This is a genomic window from Nitrospira sp. CMX1, from assembly GCF_054902215.1.
In genome coordinates, this window is record NZ_JBUBKD010000077.1 from 1 (window position 1) to 12,617 (window position 12,617).

General features: G+C 54.1%; 12 protein-coding genes, 2 tRNA genes and 1 pseudogene. 10 read left to right on the forward strand and 5 right to left on the reverse strand.

Annotation, left to right across the window (positions count from 1 at the left end; translation table 11 throughout):
• Nucleotides 1-76 precede the first annotated feature (76 nt).
• Together ACYX34_RS19375 and ACYX34_RS19380 are read left to right on the forward strand one after the other, a co-directional pair.
• Nucleotides 77-282, forward strand: a pseudogene (locus ACYX34_RS19375) (DNA gyrase inhibitor YacG).
• A gap of 151 nt (nt 283-433) precedes the next feature.
• The gene (locus ACYX34_RS19380; RefSeq protein WP_462078222.1) at nt 434-1,477 is read left to right on the forward strand and encodes an NAD(P)-dependent alcohol dehydrogenase; all 1,044 of its coding nucleotides are present in this window, start codon (nt 434-436) and stop codon (nt 1,475-1,477) included.
• 36 nt (nt 1,478-1,513) lie between these two features.
• Here the strand turns inward: ACYX34_RS19380 and ACYX34_RS19385 are convergent.
• From ACYX34_RS19385 to gltX, 3 genes are all read right to left on the reverse strand, one after another.
• Nucleotides 1,514-1,587, reverse strand: a tRNA-Gln gene (locus ACYX34_RS19385).
• 47 nt (nt 1,588-1,634) lie between these two features.
• Nucleotides 1,635-1,708: transfer RNA gene (locus ACYX34_RS19390), tRNA-Gln, on the reverse strand.
• A gap of 70 nt (nt 1,709-1,778) precedes the next feature.
• Entirely contained in the window at nt 1,779-3,194 is a 1,416-nt protein-coding gene (gene gltX, locus ACYX34_RS19395) for a glutamate--tRNA ligase (RefSeq protein WP_462078223.1), read from the reverse strand.
• Between the two features lie 129 nt (nt 3,195-3,323).
• On the opposite strand from gltX, the gene ACYX34_RS19400 reads away from it, so the two are divergent.
• Nucleotides 3,324-4,028: a ferredoxin--NADP reductase gene (locus ACYX34_RS19400; RefSeq protein WP_462078224.1), complete on the forward strand. Its 705-nt coding sequence runs from the start codon at nt 3,324-3,326 to the stop codon at nt 4,026-4,028.
• 88 nt (nt 4,029-4,116) lie between these two features.
• On the opposite strand, the gene ACYX34_RS19405 is transcribed toward ACYX34_RS19400, so the two are convergent.
• Nucleotides 4,117-4,533, reverse strand: a complete 417-nt coding sequence (locus tag ACYX34_RS19405; RefSeq protein WP_462078225.1) for a 2Fe-2S iron-sulfur cluster-binding protein — start codon at nt 4,531-4,533, stop codon at nt 4,117-4,119.
• Nucleotides 4,534-4,666: 133 nt separating this feature from the next.
• Between ACYX34_RS19405 and ACYX34_RS19410 the strand changes: the two genes are divergently transcribed.
• From ACYX34_RS19410 to iscX, 7 genes are all read left to right on the forward strand, one after another.
• A complete protein-coding gene (locus ACYX34_RS19410; protein ID WP_462078226.1) occupies nt 4,667-5,140 on the forward strand; it encodes an RrF2 family transcriptional regulator in 474 nt (157 codons plus the stop codon).
• On the forward strand, nt 5,137-6,354 hold the full coding sequence (locus ACYX34_RS19415; protein WP_462078227.1) for an IscS subfamily cysteine desulfurase: 1,218 nt from the start codon (nt 5,137-5,139) through the stop codon (nt 6,352-6,354). The genes ACYX34_RS19410 and ACYX34_RS19415 overlap by 4 nt, the downstream gene beginning before the upstream one ends.
• Nucleotides 6,355-6,388: 34 nt before the next feature.
• Nucleotides 6,389-6,787 (forward strand): Fe-S cluster assembly scaffold IscU, encoded by a 399-nt coding sequence (gene iscU, locus ACYX34_RS19420; protein ID WP_462078228.1) that lies wholly within the window; start codon nt 6,389-6,391, stop codon nt 6,785-6,787.
• 21 nt (nt 6,788-6,808) lie between these two features.
• Nucleotides 6,809-7,165: a HesB/IscA family protein gene (locus ACYX34_RS19425; RefSeq protein WP_462078229.1), complete on the forward strand. Its 357-nt coding sequence runs from the start codon at nt 6,809-6,811 to the stop codon at nt 7,163-7,165.
• Nucleotides 7,166-7,265: 100 nt separating this feature from the next.
• The gene (hscB, locus tag ACYX34_RS19430) at nt 7,266-7,937 is read left to right on the forward strand and encodes a Fe-S protein assembly co-chaperone HscB (RefSeq protein ID WP_462078230.1); all 672 of its coding nucleotides are present in this window, start codon (nt 7,266-7,268) and stop codon (nt 7,935-7,937) included.
• A 33-nt stretch (nt 7,938-7,970) separates the two neighbouring features.
• A complete protein-coding gene (gene dnaK, locus ACYX34_RS19435; RefSeq protein ID WP_462078231.1) occupies nt 7,971-9,791 on the forward strand; it encodes a molecular chaperone DnaK in 1,821 nt (606 codons plus the stop codon).
• Between the two features lie 66 nt (nt 9,792-9,857).
• Entirely contained in the window at nt 9,858-10,070 is a 213-nt protein-coding gene (gene iscX / locus ACYX34_RS19440; protein ID WP_462078232.1) for a Fe-S cluster assembly protein IscX, read from the forward strand.
• Between the two features lie 68 nt (nt 10,071-10,138).
• Here iscX and ACYX34_RS19445 read toward each other — a convergent pair whose 3' ends face one another.
• The gene (locus ACYX34_RS19445) at nt 10,139-12,541 is read right to left on the reverse strand and encodes a penicillin-binding protein 1A (RefSeq protein WP_462078233.1); all 2,403 of its coding nucleotides are present in this window, start codon (nt 12,539-12,541) and stop codon (nt 10,139-10,141) included.
• Between the last annotated feature and the right edge of the window lie 76 nt (nt 12,542-12,617).

Consider the following 12,617-nt stretch of genomic DNA (forward strand, 5'->3'; position numbering starts at 1 on the left):
CGGACCGTGTCGCTCAAAGATGCATGGGCCAAGGTTGAAAAGGCTCAGCAAGCTCCCCAGCGCTAGAGAGGCGTACATGCGTTGCCCAATCTGTCGCAGGCCTACAACGTGGAAGGCAACTCCTGGCGTCCTTTCTGCTCAGAACGTTGCCAGATGATCGATTTAGGAACGTGGGCCACCGAACATTATCGCATCCCAGGTCCGAGCTTGACCACGGAATGGACCATTCTGGAATCATCCGAAAGTCAGAACGGTACAGACAGCCCCCAGCCGAGCGCTTGAGCGCCACAACGTCGAGCTCGTTCCCATTTGGCAGAATCCGCCGACTACGCCACCCAATTCCTGGAGAGCTCCTCACCTTTTGCGGTTGGCAGAGCCACATTGAACTTGCTAAGGTCTGACGATCATTTCTTCCGTGCAAAGGAGGACCGTCATGTTCCCGACCAAAGGCTATGCCGCAATGGCCGCAAAGGAAAAATTGCAGCCGTTTTCGTTTGAACGGCGCGATGTCGGCCCACACGATGTGCTGATTACGATTTCGCATTGCGGCATCTGCCATTCCGATATTCATCAGGCCCGCAACGAATGGGGCATTTCTCTGTTTCCGATGGTGCCCGGCCATGAGATCGTCGGAACCGTCGCGCAAGTCGGAACAGCGGTGAATACGTTTAAGATTGGCGATCGAGCCGGTGTCGGGTGTTTCGTAGATTCCTGCCGAACCTGTACGGCCTGCCGAGAAGGACTGGAGCAATACTGCGACGGAGGCACCCTCTGGACCTACAGTGGACAAGACAAGGCAGGCCAGATCACCCAGGGCGGTTACTCAAACCAGGTCGTCGTGGATGAGCGGTACGTCCTCAGAATCCCAGCGACGCTTTCACTGGCCGGGGCAGCCCCATTGCTCTGTGCAGGCATTACGACCTACTCCCCCCTACGGCAATGGGGTGTCGGTCGTTACCACAAACTTGCCGTCGTCGGGCTTGGCGGGCTAGGTCACATGGCGGTCAAAATCGCCAAAGCCATGGGAACGGAGGTGACCGTCCTAAGCACTTCGGAGAGCAAACGGCAAGATGCGAAGCGGCTGGGGGCAGCAAACTTTGCAGTGACGTCGGCCCCTCAGACATTTACGAAGCTCCAAGGGTATTTCCACTACGTCCTTGACACGGTTTCTGCCCCACATGATTACAACGCCTACCTGAACCTTCTCAAAACCGACGGGACCATGATCCTCGTCGGGGCACCGGAAGTGCCGACTCCGGTCCAGGCCTTTTCGCTCATTTTCAAGCGACGGCGTCTGGCCGGCTCCCTGATCGGCGGCATCAAAGAAACACAGCGCATGCTCGACTTCTGTGCCCAACACCAAGTCGAGTCCGATGTTGAAGTGATTCCCATCCAACAGGTCAACGAAGCCTATGAACGGGTCCTCCGAGGCGATGTGAAGTTTCGATTCGTGATCGACATGGCGTCGTTGCAATAACAGGCGACCTGGGAATTTCAGGAGTTTGTAGGAAAGTGGCTGGGGGACTAGGAATCGAACCTAGGTAGCCGGCTCCAAAGGCCGGCGTCCTACCGCTAGACGATCCCCCAGCGCGGTACGGAAATCATGCGTGGATATGGGACGAGAGATAAAGTTTTGGCTGGGGGACTAGGAATCGAACCTAGGTAGTCAGATCCAGAGACTGACGTCCTACCGCTAGACGATCCCCCAACCGAGGTTCACAGTAATATATCAATCGCAATTCCGTCAAGATAGCCGCGGGTTTGACAAGGGAAATCCTTCAGCCTATCGAGACATGTTCGATTCCTTTTCTCAAACGAAACAGCGTCCGCTCCCGTCCCAAGACTTCCATCACCTCAAAAAGTCCTGGGCTTGCCGTTCGCCCGGTGAGTGCCACGCGAACCGGCTGGGCCAATGCGCCCATTTTGATACCTTCCTCTTCGACCAGCTTTTTGAAGCTTTCTTCCCATGCTGGTTTGGAAAAGCTGGGGAACGCCTCAAAGCGCGTGACCAGCCTCTGCAGCAACGGAGCCACCGCCGGTGTAAGAAATTTCTTAGCCGCCTCTTCCTCGAATGGAGCAACTTGTCCGAAATAGGGCTTTACCCACTCCACCATGTCGATCAACGTCTTCGCCCGTTCCTTCACCAAGACCACCAGCTGTGCGAGCCACTCCTCCGATACCGCTTCGACCTCCATCGTCAACCCTGCTTGTTCCAGCAATGGCACCAGGGCCTTGGCCACAGAGCTCGGTGGGCTCGTTTTAATGTATTCGGCATTTACCCAGAGTAGCTTGTCCGGATTGAACACGGCCGCTGCCTTCTGGACATGACCCCACGAGAACTTTTCGATGAGCTCCTGCCGAGTAAAGAGTTCTTGATCGCCGTGGGACCAACCAAGTCGAACCAGGTAATTCACCATGGCGTCGGGCAGATATCCCATGTCCTTATAGGCCATGATCGACGTCGCCCCGTGGCGTTTGGAGAGCCTCGTTTTGTCCGAGCCCAGAATCATCGGGAGATGACCAAAGCGCGGAACGGCAAACCCCAAGGCTTCGAAAATCGGAATCTGCCGCGGCGTGTTGGTCAGATGGTCGTCCCCCCGCACAACATGCGTGATGCGCATTAATGCATCGTCGACGACGACCGAAAAATTGTAGGTCGGGTAGCCGTTGGATCGAAGAATAATGAGGTCATCGGCGGCACTGTTCTCGAAGGTAATTTTGCCTTTAATCAGATCATCGACGATAATGTGCCCCTCTTGCGGCGCCTTAAAGCGGAGCGCGGCATCAGCAGGAGGAGTGGTGATCTGCGCATTTCGACAGCGGCCGTCATAGCGAGGAGAAAGCCCTTTGGCTTCAGCCTCATTTCGCCGAGCCTCCAGTTCTTCCGCCTTACAGATACACCAGTACGCGTGCCCCGTCTCAAGTAACTTCATGGCATGGCTGCGATACAAATCCATCCGTTCCGTTTGACGGAACGGCCCTTCATCCCAGTCGAGCCCCACCCATTTCATTCCGTCGATAATGGCCTGAATGGACTCAGTGGTCGACCGGCTTTGATCGGTATCCTCGATGCGAAGAATAAAAACACCCTTTTGCTGGCGTGCAAAGAGCCAGTTGAAGAGGGCCGTGCGCACACCGCCGATGTGCAAAAAGCCTGTCGGGCTTGGAGCGAATCGAACGCGAATCTCACTCATAACAGTATGATCCCTTCTTCACACAGACGAAACCGCACATCTATACCACGCTGAGAAAATCCTTGTACACCGCCGAAGTACTTCCATCTCTCCACGGCTTCTGCTATGAGGATGCCGGAGGAGACGGGGATGGCAGAACAGACGCAACCTGCCACAGTGCTGTCCGCAACAGATCTCACACCCCACGTCCGCCAGCTGGTGATCAAGCCCAAGACTGCAAAGATTGCGTTCCAACCTGGACAATGGGTATCCCTTCAACTTCCTGTAGGGCCCAAGCCGCCACTCAATCGGGCCTACTCGATTGCCGACCCTTCCTCACCCTATGGTGAGTTAACGTTGGTGTTCGATCTGGTGCCCGAGGGACTCGGCTCTGCTTATCTGTATCAGCTGAAGTCAGGCGATGAAATTAGCTTATCCGGACCATATGGACGATTCATTCTTCCTGAGACTCTCGATCGAGAACTTATTCTGATTGGACGCTACACAGGCCTTGTTCCGATACGATGCCTGTTGAAGAAAATGTTTTTTGAGAAAATTCATACGCCGGTCCTTTTAATTGCCGTGGCCCCTAGCGAAAAGGAGGTTCTGTTCCACCAAGAATGGCTCACGATGGCCGTACAGCAGCCATCGTTTCGTTATCTGCCGATTGTAGCCGAACAGAGCGGATCCCAGGCCGTCGAGAAGACCTTGGCAATGCTGACACCGCTGCTCACTGGTCAACCGAAAGTGGTCCCCATGCTCTGTGGAACCAAAGCCTTCGTCCGTCCTCTACGGGCCTATTTCATGGAACAAGGGTACGATCGAAAGGAGGTGAAGGTAGAGACATACGATTAACTGGAGTTATTCGTGAATCGTTATTCGCACAGGATTCTTCATTTGTCATGAGCCAAATAAAGATTCACCTTACAACCAAACAGACCCATTAGTGTCCCTCCCTGACGAGATTCTTATTCACGGCGGGAATTTCGACGACGATATCCGCCTTTCCATTCGGGACACATTGGCAACCCAGACGAGACTGGAGCGTTGTCATAGGAGCCTCATCCAGTTGATCATATTCGTCATCGGTGCCTTCATTACAACTTTCCAAACCCTGTTTCACAATCACGTGACAGGTCGAACAGGCACAGACTCCACCACAGACATGCTCCAGATCCACGCCATGGCTCATAGCGATATCTAAAATGCTCCCTGGCAGCCCAGTGACACCATAGGGAATCTTTTCCGGATCAACCGCAACAGTGGTTGAGCTTCCGTTGGGCTGAATGAATGTGATGGAATAGGAGACCTTAGGAAGTTCGTAATCGGCTTTCTCAATGTACGGGTTCGTCCCACCCATGTGCCTGTTCCTTTCTGAGACGGATTAGATTCTTGTCACGTATTGACACAATTCAAATTTGCATGGTAGCTTTAGTGCGACCATATTGATCGGAGATCATTATAGTCTCCGATCTGACCGATCGGCAATAGCGATGTTGAAGATATCAAAAAAAGCTGATTATGCGCTGATGGCACTCCAGCACATCGCCTCAGTACAGTTTGGTGATATCACTCCTGGTCGGGTGGTGAACACGAAAGAGATCGCTGAAGAATATAATATTCCGCTCGAGTTGTTAGCGAAGGTCCTTCAGCTTCTCTCAAAGCACGGCTTGATCGAGAGCCACAATGGTCCCAAGGGCGGTTATCTCCTGGCACGGAGCGCCAGACAGATCACTATCGCACAGATCCTCGAAAGCATCGAAGGCCCACTGGCCATCACTGATTGCTCACACGAAAAAGACGGAGACTTCTGCATGCAGCGTGAACACTGCAACATCCGCACGCCGCTCTTGAAAATCCAAGACAGCATCTACCAGTTACTGAACAACATGACGTTGGGAGACATGATGGGGGGGACGCCCCTGATTTCAATTCAGTCTCCTTCGGCACAAGGAGTTGAACGATGAAGCTTCCTATTTTCCTCGATAACCATTCCACCACTCCCATGGATCCGCGCGTGCTGGAGGCCATGCTGCCTTACTTCGTTGAAAAATTCGGCAATGCGGCCAGCCGTAACCATGCCTTTGGCTGGGCGGCTGAAGAAGCGGTGGAAGAGGCTCGGAAACGGATCGCGAAACTGATCAAGGCTGATGCCAAGGAAATCGTCTTTACCAGCGGCGCCACCGAATCGGACAACCTCGCCCTAAAGGGCGTCCTGGAGATGTATAAAGAAAAAGGCACCCACATCATCACGTCGTCCACGGAACATCGGGCCGTGCTCGATACCGCCAAGTCTCTGGAAGCCAAGGGCCTCGCAACCGTGACGTATTTGCCGGTTGATAAATACGGCATGGTGAATCCACGAGACGTGCAGAACGCCATCACCGACAAGACAATCCTCATCTCCGTCATGCTGGCGAATAACGAAATCGGGACGATCAATCCCATCGCGGAGATCGGGAAGATTGCCAAATCGAAAGGCATCTTGTTCCATTGCGATGCCACTCAAGGCGTCGGCAAGATCCCGGTCGATGTCCAGGCCATGGGGATCGACCTTATGTCGTTCTCAGCCCATAAAATTTATGGTCCTAAGGGGATCGGGGCCCTCTACGTCAGAAAACGAAACCCGCGCGTGCGGATCGCGCCCCAGATGGATGGCGGCGGGCATGAACGCGGCATGCGGTCCGGCACCTTACCTGTTCCGCTGATCGTCGGATTCGGAAAAGCCTGTGAGCTCTGCGAACAAGAGATGACGACAGAAGCGGCCCGGCTGACCAAGATGCGTGACCGGCTGCAGACCGAGATCATGGCGGCTCTGGAGGAAAGCTATCTCAACGGTCATCCGACGAACCGGCTGCCTGGCAATCTCAACATTTCTTTTGCGTATGTCGAAGGCGAGTCCTTACTCATGGGCATGAAAGACATCGCGCTCTCATCAGGGTCAGCCTGCACCTCGGCCACGCTGGAACCTTCATACGTCTTGCGTGCACTTGGAGTGGGGACCGAGCTCGCCCACTCGTCGATCCGCTTCGGCTTGGGCCGTTTCAACACCGATGACGAGATCGACTATACGATTAAGAAGGTTATTGAAATCGTGACGAAGTTGCGGGAAATGTCCCCGCTTTATGAGATGGCCAAGGAAGGGGTCGATCTGAAATCCGTTCAGTGGGCCGCGCACTAAACTAAAACCAGACTCGCTTATTTCGGAGGATACCATGGCATACAGCGACAAAGTCGTCGATCATTTCAACAACCCCCGTAACATGGGGAGCTTTAAAAAGGATGAAGAGGGTGTGGGCACCGGTATGGTGGGGGCGCCAGAGTGCGGCGATGTGATGAAGCTCCAGATCAAGGTGCAGAACGATACGATCGTCGATGCCAAGTTCAAGACGTTCGGCTGCGGATCGGCCATCGCCAGCTCCAGCCTGGCCACCGAATGGCTGAAGGGCAAAACGATTGAAGAAGCGCAACAGATCAAGAATACGGACATCGTCCAGGAGCTCAATCTGCCGCCGGTCAAGATTCACTGTTCGGTCCTCGCGGAAGATGCAATCAAAGCCGCATTAGCTGATTATCAGAAAAAATCTGACGGGCAAACGTCCGGCACCAAGTAACGGTCACGAAGGGAGTACCCTATGGACACGACGAATATAGAAACGCAGGCTCCGGTCATCACACTCACCGACGCTGCCGTGAAAGAGGTCAAGCGATTGATCAACGTGCAAGGGATCGAGGAAGGCGGCCTTCGCCTCGGCGTGAAAGGCGGTGGCTGTTCGGGCTTGAGCTACACAATCAATTTCGACGACAAGATCGGACAGTATGACCAGGTATACGAAATCAACGGGGTGAAAGTCATCGTCGACGCGAAAAGTGCGATCTATCTCCAAGGCACCCAATTGGACTATCAAAAAGACTTGATGGGGGGAAACTTTAAGTTCCTCAACCCCAACGCCAATAAGACCTGTGGCTGCGGAGAATCGTTCTCGGCCTGATTCCCAACGAGTTGTTACCTGATTTGGTGCAGCGAGCACTATACCGGTTTCCGCTATGGATCAACATACACCAGAGTCGCCTCGAGCGCGTGGACTGCAGATGGCCAGGAGCATGTGCTGGCACTGCCAGTCTGCCGTCACGGGAGAATACTTCTGCGAACGGTGCGTCAAAGTCCAGCCGGTTTCGAAAGAGACCGACTACTTTACATGCTTGGGGGTTCCCCGACGTCTCATGCTTGATCCAAAGAAACTCGAGGCCAAGTTCTACGAGTTGAGCCGGACGTTCCATCCTGATTTTTATCAAACGAAAAGTTCGGCGGAACAAACAATCAGCCTCGGCAATGCCGCTGTCCTGAATACGGCCTATCGCACACTCCGTGACCCCATTCAACGAGCCGAATATTTATTGGGCCTCGAAGCCGGATCCGTGAAAAACATTCGAACGTCTCCTCCAGCCGACCTATTTGAAGAGATCTTGGAACTCCAAGATACGCTGGGCGACTACCGATCATCGGAACGCGATTCGCAGGAAGGTCGTGATCTTCGTGCCGCCCTTGAGACCGAACAACGGGCACTGGAACAACGCCAGCAGGAGATGGAATCTCAACTGCATCGACTATTTACAGAGTGGGACCAGTTGCAAGACCGTGGTGAAGCGACAAGTCAGGCGCGGGCAGAACGAGACCAGCTCCTGAAACAGATGCGTGATCTCCTCTCAAACCGAACGTACATCACCAGCATCGTCAACGACCTGGCTGCAACGATCACCTAAACACGCCACACAACCTTCTTCACAAGCTTCGCTATGGCACGTATCGTTGGAATTGATCTCGGCACAACCAATTCGCTAGTCGCCTATATGAAAGACGGCCAGCCTTGCGTGGTCCCAGACCGCAACGGTCGGACGATGGTGCCTTCGGTTGTTGCCTTGACGGACAATGGGTTGATTGTCGGAGATTCAGCCAAAGAACACTTAACGCGGAATCCAGAGCGGACGGTATATTCCGTCAAGCGATTCATGGGGAAGGGGCTGGCCGATGTCCAAAATGAGCTGACCCACTTCCCCTACACACTCACGGAATCCGGTGGAGTGATTAGAATTCGGCTTGGTGAAAAAAACTATTCACCGCCACAGATCTCCGCCATGATCCTCAAGGAGTTAAAGCTGCGGGCAGAGGCGCACCTCGGAGAGAGCATTACAAAAGCCGTCATTACCGTTCCGGCCTACTTCAACGATAGCCAGCGGCAGGCCACGAAAGATGCGGGGCTCATTGCCGGCCTCGAAGTGCTACGCATCATCAATGAGCCGACCGCGGCCTCACTCGCTTATGGACTTCAGAAGAAAACACAGGGCACGATCGCGGTCTATGACTTCGGCGGCGGCACCTTCGATATTTCAATCTTGAAGCTCAAAGACGGCATCTTCGAGGTACTGGCGACGAATGGCGATACGCACCTAGGAGGAGACGATCTCGATCGGCTGCTGGTCGAGCTGTTCATCGGACAAATCCAAGAACGGCATGGGATCGACTTGACTGGGTACCCTGACCATGTGCAGGCCGTTCGATTGGAAGCAGAGCGAGCCAAGATTCGCCTTTCTGATGATCTCACAACCACAATCACCATCGAACTGCCAGACGACAAGGGACACTTCACTAGAGAATTGACACGCAATCAGCTTGAGTCTTTGACGATACGTGTAATTGAACGGACCTTAGCACCCTGCCGCATGGCGCTTAAAGATGCCGGACTCACTTCAAAAGACATCGACGAAGTGGTCTTGGTGGGTGGCTCCACTCGCATGCCATTGGTTCGCCAACGTGTCGAGGGGCTATTTGGAAAGGCGCCGCATTGTTACTTGAATCCGGACGAAGTCGTCGCACTCGGCGCCGCCGTACAAGCCGATATTCTGAGCGGGGGGACGACGGACATGCTGTTGTTAGATGTGACGCCCCTTTCGCTCGGCATCGAAACGATGGGTGGTGTCATGAGCAGTTTGATCCGCCGGAATACCACGATTCCAGCAAGCGCCAAGGAACTGTTCACAACGTATGTCGACGGACAGACTGGTGTGGATATTCATATTCTTCAAGGCGAGCGCGAGCTCGTCAAAGATAACCGGAGTCTGGCACGATTCCGACTGAAAGTGCCGCCTCTTCCGGCCGGCGTCCCGCGTATCGAGGTAACCTTTCTGATCGATGCCAACGGCATCTTGAATGTTACGGCAACCGATATGCGAACCGGTCAGAGCCAGTCGATCGAAGTCAAACCTTCCTATGGGCTTTCTGACGCGGAAGTGGAGCGGATGATCGAAGACTCGTTCAAGTTTGCCGCCGATGATGTCAATGCTCGGAAATTGATCGAAGCCCGATTGGACGCCGAGGCCTTGCTGAAGACGACCGAGAAGTCGCTAGTGGATGCAGGACACCTGATCACAGTGAGCGAGGCCGAGCGTATTCGAACCGCAGTCTCTCAACTGGGGACAGCGAAAGACGGTACGGATCCCCGTACCATCCGTGCACAGATGGCAGCACTCGAACAGGCAGCAAAACATTTGAACGTGGTCATGCTGGACGATTCGCTTAAGAAAAGTCTGCAAGGGAAAAAAGTCACCGAGGTGACATGAAGCGTTGCTCGTGAAACGTCTTTCGCATCACGCTTCACGAACGACGAGATACGTAAGGAGCTCAAGATGGATTTGAAATGGCAGGACACCGAAAATATCGCCATCCGGTTGGTTGAAGAACACCCTGAGACGGATCCGTTGACCGTACGTTTCACCGATATGCATGCCTGGATCGTGGCACTACCCGATTTCAAAGATGATCCCAAGAAATCGAACGAAAAGATTTTAGAAACGATCCAGATGGCGTGGCATGAAGAGTATCAAGAGTCGAAATCGTAAAACGGGGAGCTGACACAACTTTCAAAGGTTTCCTCACCCCGCACAGCCTCCCCGCGCGAGCCCAAATCCTATTGATCGGTGTCTCCGGTCGGTTGCCCTTCAGGAATCTGATCCAGCTTATAAAAATCGGTTGGGTCGAGGCGGCGTTGGACCGCCTGAGTCGGTTCACTCCCTTTCGCGAAGAGTTCCACAGTTCCCGATTGACCGTCGCCATCCTGGTCGGCCTCCAGAAGTCCCGTCGAAGAGTCGACTTTGACAAAGGTAACCCCGTCTGGAATCTCAAAGGGGACGATGGGAAGCTGTTTAAGCGCTTCTCTCATAAAGGCCGTCCAAATCGGCAGAGCCGACCGAGCTCCGGTTTCGCTCTCTCCGAGCGACCGCCGGTCGTCGAATCCCACGTATACACCGGTCACCAAGTTCGGAGTGCCACCTATAAACCACGCGTTGATGTAGTCATTTGTCGTCCCTGTTTTCCCCGCGATCGGACGACCCAGCGTTTTCGCAGCCTGCCCGGTCCCTTTCTGGACAACATCTTCCATCATATTCGTGATCAGGTAGGCCGTTTCTTTCGAGATGACTTCATGTGACTCAGGTTCGGTGGACTCCAGCGTTTTGCCCGTATTGTCCTTGACCGTTCTGATCGCAAAGGGCTCCACCCGGCTCCCCTGATTCAAGAACACGCCATACACCGACGTCAACTCTACCAAGCTCAGAGACGACGTCCCGAGCCCCAGCGAGAGGTCAGCCGGAAGCAGGCTCGTGATGCCGACGGCACGGGAAAACTCAATGACGTTTTTTACGCCGACCTTATCCAACAACCGAACGGTCGCCAGATTGTGCGACTGAGCCAAGGCATCACGGAGACTCACCATCCCGTGAAACTTTCGGCCATAGTTCTCCGGCTTCCAGGTCTTGTCCTCTTCTTCCTGCTCATAGACCACCGGTGCATCGAGGATCTGGGTAGCCGGACTCAAACCTTGACTCATTGCAGTGGCGTAAATCAGTGGTTTGAAGGCTGATCCCGGTTGCCGGTGGGCCTGCACCGCACGATTGTATTCGCTCCGAGAGAAATCATAGCCACCAACCATCGCGCGGATCGTCCCCGACTTAGGGTCGATAGCAATCAGTCCCCCTTCCACGATAGGGGTCTGCTCAAGCGACAGAAGCACCCCATCTTTCGTCAGCTTCTTCACCCCGATTTCGATGACATCGCCGGGCTTCAAAAGCTGCTTCACGTTGGGATTGACGACAAAATCCACCGTCGGATCCGGCCCTTTGAGAATCCGCTTCGCCCAAGCCATATCGTCAAAGGCCAATTTCCCGGTGAACGGCCCAACCTGAACGAGGTAGTGGTCCTTGGTAGTTTTTAAGACGACCCCTTCACCCACATAGCCGGCCTTGAGCAATTGCTCTCCGGAGGCAAGGTCCGAAGGTTGGAACGTGGCAATATCCACGGTTCGTTTTGGCCCTCGCCACCCTTCCCGCTTATCAAGCTCGCGAACGCCGTTCAAGAAAGCCGCTTCAGCCGCTCGCTGCATCTCCAAATTCAAGGTGGTATAGATTTGGAGCCCCCCCTTGTACACCATCGACTCCCCATACTTCGCCACAAGCAGCTGCCGGACATATTCCACGAAATATGGAGCGAGATGTTCGCTTCCCGGTCGATGAAAATTCAGCTTGTCCCGAACCGCCGCTTCTCGTTCCGCTGAAGTGATGAACCCCACTTCCTCCATGCGAGCGAGCACATGCTCCTGCCGCTTCTTCGCCAAATCATACGCGGTGAAGGGAGAAAACTTGCTGGGTGATTTCGGAAGCCCTGCCAGGAAGGCCGATTCAGCCAGGGTCAGCGTTCGAATGTCCTTGTCAAAATAGGAGCGTGCCGCCGATCCAACACCATAGGCCCCCTGACCAAAGTAGATCTGGTTTAGATAGGTCTCAAGAATCTGTTCTTTCCCCGACACAGCTTCCATCTTGTATGCCAAGATCAGCTCGCGAATTTTTCGCTCATAGGAGCGTTCCGACGACAAGAACAGCGACCGGGCCAATTGTTGCGTGATCGTACTGGCGCCTTCGACCTTCTTTCCCCCATGCCGAATGTTCGTCCAGGCGGCACGCAACATGCCGACATAATCCAATCCCGGATGCTCAAAGAACCGCGCGTCTTCCGTCGCGATGACCGCTTGCGTTAGGGTCTTCGGAATGTCGGCCAGCGGGGTGAGAATGCGACGCTCAATGAAGAATTGGCCGATCGGCTGACGATCATCTGAATAGACGGTCGTGACCAAACTCGGTTGATAGTTTTGGAGCAGATCGAGCGAGGGTAGATCTTGGGCAAAATGCCAAATGACCCCCGCAACCGTCGTGGCACCCACGATCATGGCAGCCATCACACCAAGCACGATGACTTGCCATCGGCGCAGACGACGTGGCTGTCCCTGATTTCTTCTAATCAATCGACCGTCGTTCGGCATCGAGTATGGAGTCCTGTCGACGTGAGTCGTGAGGTACGTCAGAACTTACAATGCGCCGTGTGAAAACTCAAGCAAG

Excerpts from the sequence above, each read along its gene's own strand:
- ACYX34_RS19380 (WP_462078222.1), top strand. The coding sequence starts at position 434 with ATGTTCCCGACCAAAGGCTATGCCGCAATGGCCGCAAAGGAAAAATTG.
- gltX (WP_462078223.1), bottom strand. The coding sequence starts at position 3,194 with ATGAGTGAGATTCGCGTTCGATTCGCTCCAAGCCCGACAGGCTTTTTG.
- ACYX34_RS19400 (WP_462078224.1), top strand. The coding sequence starts at position 3,324 with ATGGCAGAACAGACGCAACCTGCCACAGTGCTGTCCGCAACAGATCTC.
- ACYX34_RS19405 (WP_462078225.1), bottom strand. The coding sequence starts at position 4,533 with ATGGGTGGGACGAACCCGTACATTGAGAAAGCCGATTACGAACTTCCT.
- ACYX34_RS19410 (WP_462078226.1), top strand. The coding sequence starts at position 4,667 with ATGTTGAAGATATCAAAAAAAGCTGATTATGCGCTGATGGCACTCCAG.
- ACYX34_RS19415 (WP_462078227.1), top strand. The coding sequence starts at position 5,137 with ATGAAGCTTCCTATTTTCCTCGATAACCATTCCACCACTCCCATGGAT.
- iscU (WP_462078228.1), top strand. The coding sequence starts at position 6,389 with ATGGCATACAGCGACAAAGTCGTCGATCATTTCAACAACCCCCGTAAC.
- ACYX34_RS19425 (WP_462078229.1), top strand. The coding sequence starts at position 6,809 with ATGGACACGACGAATATAGAAACGCAGGCTCCGGTCATCACACTCACC.
- hscB (WP_462078230.1), top strand. The coding sequence starts at position 7,266 with ATGGCCAGGAGCATGTGCTGGCACTGCCAGTCTGCCGTCACGGGAGAA.
- dnaK (WP_462078231.1), top strand. The coding sequence starts at position 7,971 with ATGGCACGTATCGTTGGAATTGATCTCGGCACAACCAATTCGCTAGTC.
- iscX (WP_462078232.1), top strand. The coding sequence starts at position 9,858 with ATGGATTTGAAATGGCAGGACACCGAAAATATCGCCATCCGGTTGGTT.
- ACYX34_RS19445 (WP_462078233.1), bottom strand. The coding sequence starts at position 12,541 with ATGCCGAACGACGGTCGATTGATTAGAAGAAATCAGGGACAGCCACGT.